General features: G+C 53.8%; 2 protein-coding genes and 2 pseudogenes. 3 read left to right on the top strand and 1 reads right to left on the bottom strand.

From position 1 onward, the window contains the following. Positions 1–524, bottom strand: a pseudogene (locus L691_RS0118050) (citramalate synthase); the annotation flags it as partial. Positions 525–813: 289 nt separating this feature from the next. Here L691_RS0118050 and L691_RS0118045 point away from each other — a divergent pair. From L691_RS0118045 to L691_RS0118035, 3 genes and pseudogenes are all read left to right on the top strand, one after another. Beyond that, on the top strand, positions 814–2,109 hold the full coding sequence (locus tag L691_RS0118045) for a DNA polymerase IV (protein WP_025691815.1): 1,296 nt from the start codon (positions 814–816) through the stop codon (positions 2,107–2,109). A gap of 167 nt (positions 2,110–2,276) precedes the next feature. Beyond that, a complete protein-coding gene (locus L691_RS29285) occupies positions 2,277–2,513 on the top strand; it encodes a ferredoxin (RefSeq protein WP_036737311.1) in 237 nt (78 codons plus the stop codon). A 151-nt stretch (positions 2,514–2,664) separates the two neighbouring features. Next, a pseudogene (locus L691_RS0118035) lies at positions 2,665–3,551 on the top strand (L,D-transpeptidase); the annotation flags it as partial.

The raw sequence follows: 3,551 nt of genomic DNA, 5'->3' as shown, positions 1-3,551 counted from the left end.
TTAGGGAGCCAATCGGCTCCCGCTTCGCGAGCGCGCGACATGACTGCCGCAGCATACTCGGGATTATTCTTATATCCGTCGAAGAAATGCTCGGCGTCAAAAATGACTTCAAGCCCTTTACTTTTTAAATATGCGATGGAATCGCCGATCATGGCGAGATTTTCCTCTAGACTGGTTTGCAGGGCGGTGTGCACATGGAAGTCCCATGATTTTCCGACCAGTGTCGCTGCCGGTACGCCTGCTGCCAGTATGCGCTGGAGATTGTCATCTTGGTCCGCCTGCGAGTTCTTGCGGCGCGTGCTGCCGAATGCGGTGATTTTGGCGTTCAAATGAAGATCTTTCACTCTTTTGAAAAATTCGATATCCTTCATGTTGCTTCCCGGAATGCCACCTTCAATGTAGTGCACACCCAGATCGTCGAGCTTCTTGGCGATTTTCAGCTTGTCGTCCGCCGACAGACTGATTCCTTCGCCTTGGGTGCCGTCGCGCAGCGTTGTATCGAAGATGGAGATGGACTTAGACATGTGCGTCCTCCTAAAAGTTTTGATAACATAACTTCCGTGAGTGTACTTCGCCAAACTGGCATCGGAAGCCTAAACTTAGCGGGAATGAATTTTTATATTATAGCATTTTTACGCTGGAATGTAACAGAGAACTCACACATTAATATTTAATTTTAGTAAAAAAGACCGGAAATTTCTCGGAGGGCAGGCCTTTCAAACCGGATTGACCTGTTAAGCGGGGAGCGGTATGCTAAAAATCAGCAAGGAAATGGGCGCAGTATCAGTATAATCATGAAGGAAGAGGGCTGACATGAGCGATAAGGTAGACCGGTATTATCCCGCCAGCGGCCGGGTCATATTGCATGTGGATATGAATGCGTTCTACTGTTCCGTGCATGAAGCCGAGAATCCGGAAGCCTATAAAGGCAAGCCAACTGCGGTGGCCGGAAGCGTGGAGCTGCGCAAAGGAATAATCGTTACCTGCTCCTATCCTGCAAGACGGCGCGGCATATCTACGGGCATGCAGGTGCAGAGGGCCCTGCGCGTGTGTCCGGAACTCATTGTCATCAAGCCCGATTTCCATCTCTACCGCCGTTATTCGGCAGCCTTCATGCAAATTGCCTACAGCTATACGCCATTGCTGGAAGCGGTATCCATCGACGAGTGTTACCTCGATATAACAGGGTCACGCCAGTTCGGCACACCGCTGGAGATTGCCGGGACCATACAGAACCGCATTATGGTTGAGTTTGGATTGCCATGCTCCATCGGAATCGCGCCCAACAAGCTGCTGGCCAAGATGGCCTCCGATCTCAAGAAGCCGAGCGGTATTTCTATCTTAAGACTGCGGGATGTGCCCAAGGTGCTGTGGAACAAGCCTTGCGGAGAAATGTTCGGGATCGGCGCCAAGACGGCAGATAAGCTGAAAAAATTGGGCATCTACAGCATCGGTCAGTTGGCTGCGGCGGATGAAAGTATGCTGCTTGACGTCTTCGGCGTTCTGGGCTCCTGGCTTAAACGCGCTGCGAATGGCATCGACGACTCTCCCGTGAACCCGGAACGGGAGCAGAGCAAATCGATCGGCCATACGACGACGCTGCCCGGCGATATCTCAGGGATAGCCGAAGCGCGGCCGGTTCTGCTCGCTTTAAGCGACCAGGTGGCCAGAAGACTGCGAAGGCAGAAGCTCGTCGCTTCCGGCGTTCAGCTTACTGTGCGGACTCCTGATATGAAGACCATCACCCGCTCGCGACAGCTGGAGGCTCCGACCGAGACGGCTGAGGATATATACAGAGCGGCCTGCGCATTGTTTCAAAAGCATTGGGGTGAGGAGAAGCCCATTCGTCTGCTCGGAGTGACGCTGCACGGCTTGACTCCGAAGGAGGACTCTGCCATTCAGCTTGACCTGTTCGATTATGAGCGCCAGCCGAAAAAGGAATCACTGAACCGGGTCATGGATATGCTGCGCAACAAATTCGGCGAGAATGCCGTGCTGACAGCGGGGATGTTAAGCGATCCGCACACCAATCTGCTGCGCAATCACAAGGCGCGCGGAACCTCGCTGCAGAAGGATCAGCTGCGCCGGCCGCAGCAGGATGAGGAGTAGCTTGATTCAAGCCGTTTAGACAAAAGCGCGGGAATATGGATTGAAATTGCCGTCTTTTTATATTAATATGACAAGAAGAAACGACACTCGTCCACCAAGGAACGACAATCGTTAGAATAACAGCCTGCTTTGGGCGGAGCTGATTGATTAGTAGGAGGCAGAACATAATGGCTAAATACACTTGGGTAGAGAAAGATACCTGCATCGCATGCGGAGCCTGTGGCGCTACCGCTCCTGACATTTACGATTATGACGACGAAGGACTGGCTGAAGTTATCTACGAGGGAGACGCCAACCGCGGCGTAACGGACATTCCGGAAGATTTGTTAGACGATCTGCAAGATGCCGCTGACGGATGTCCGACGGATTCCATCAAGATTGCGGATACGCCTTTCAACAAGTAAGGTTAATTCTTTTGTTTCACGAATTTATTAATTGGCTTATGAAAAGACATCCCGGTTCACAGATTTTATTGTGACAGGGGTGTCTTTTTGCTGTTGTTGGTCCGATATATAGTATAAATATTAAGCCTGTTCCAAGCACACGGAGGCGACGATGAAAAATTCGCAGTACCTCAAGCAGTACGTACAGATGCATCCCGACAATAAAATGGCGTGGTATTTGCTGGGCAAGGAATATAAGAAAAACGGGCAGGAAGGCAAGGCGAATTACTGCTTTAATCAGGCCGGAGGCGTGTACGAGGCCTTTGAGCAGAGCAAAGTACCGTCCGATATGCTGCGTGAGTACGAGGAAGAATTGCTAAGGACGGCAAGGGAGCGGGAGAAGCGAAATGGCAGAATACGCAGGTTGCTCCTGCTGGTGTCATTTCTGCTGCTCGTACTGATGCCGGCTGCAGCTAAAGCGCCGGGCGACGGTTCTATGATGACGGCAGTCGAACCTGAGGGCCAAACGAATACCGTTCCAGCCGCGCACCCAGAAAGCAATCCCGATCAGGAGAAGGCCAGTGATTCAACGGCGGATACACTTTTGTTCACAGCAAGGGAGGCTGACGGCGCAGCTTCCGCACGCGGTCTAGCCGGGCTGCTTGGAAGCGGCGGCGGCAAAGTTCCTTCTTTGACGGTTGTGCTTGGCATGCAGCGGTCGGGAAAATGGCTGCTCTGGAAGGAGCGGCTTCCCGTGGCCTATACCTTAGAGCGGAACGAGAGCGGCCGGACGACGATCCAGTCCTACGATGCCGCAGCCTGCGCATGCAAGCCGCCGGATGCCGGGGAACTGGCGGACCGCGGGGCCGAGTGGCAGCAGCGCCAGGAACAGCTGGCTGCGCTCTGGAGCGCGCTGCACAGCTTTCGCGCCGCCAAGGGACGGCTGCCGGAATCGCTCGGCGAGCTGACTGGTGATTTTCCGGGCAATTGGCTGGCCGGGACGACGCCGCTGATGGAGCGCGCCTTCGCGCCGCTGAAAGCCGAGGCGGAGCGGAGGGG

This window comes from Paenibacillus zanthoxyli JH29 (assembly GCF_000520715.1).
Taxonomy (GTDB): Bacteria; Bacillota; Bacilli; order Paenibacillales; family Paenibacillaceae; genus Paenibacillus_AQ; species Paenibacillus_AQ zanthoxyli.
This window is presented reverse-complemented; position numbering and strand designations above follow the sequence as displayed.

Coding starts and splice junctions, on each gene's coding strand:
- L691_RS29285 (WP_036737311.1), top strand. CDS start 2,277: ATGGCTAAATACACTTGGGTAGAGAAAGATACCTGCATCGCATGCGGA.
- L691_RS0118045 (WP_025691815.1), top strand. CDS start 814: ATGAGCGATAAGGTAGACCGGTATTATCCCGCCAGCGGCCGGGTCATA.